Source organism: Enterobacter cloacae complex sp. S2 (genome assembly GCF_015159675.1).
Classification (GTDB): domain Bacteria; phylum Pseudomonadota; class Gammaproteobacteria; order Enterobacterales; family Enterobacteriaceae; genus Enterobacter; species Enterobacter intestinihominis.
On sequence record NZ_JADDTS010000107.1, the window covers coordinates 1 to 443 of the forward strand.

At 33.0% G+C, this 443-nt stretch carries 1 protein-coding gene; it reads left to right on the forward strand.

Annotated elements, in window-relative coordinates; translation table 11 throughout:
• Positions 1 to 443, forward strand: a 443-nt coding sequence (locus IPZ49_RS22970; protein ID WP_227754140.1) for a hypothetical protein, incomplete at both ends; no start/stop codon positions are given.

A 443-nucleotide genomic window follows, 5' to 3' on the forward strand; every position in this document is an offset into this window, starting at 1 on the left:
CTTAACGATAGTAGTGATTTGTATAAAAAAGCTCTTGAAGTAAAAAGAGAACGTCTTAGTTTATCCACATGGATTCGTGAACAACATGCTAAAGCTAAAATAATTGAGCCGTTAAGTGAAGTACGAAGTTCAGAAAAAATTAGGCAGCTTTGTCTTGCACTTGAAGGTATTGAATTGCAGTTACGTTCCTATCCACAGGTTAACCATTCTTTGGATAAAGAAACTTTACATCTTCGCTCACAATTAAATGAGTTTACGAAAGAATTAACGTCTATAAGGCAAGAAATACGAGCGTTAGAGAAACAGTCAGAAGAAGTAAAAAAATATAATACTCAAGGGGAATTGATATCCCGATTAATTGGTAGATTGGAAGAAGCTTTACGCTTGTATCAAAGTACAGATGTGTTAACTAAATTAATAAGTGAAATTAAAGAATTACAGTC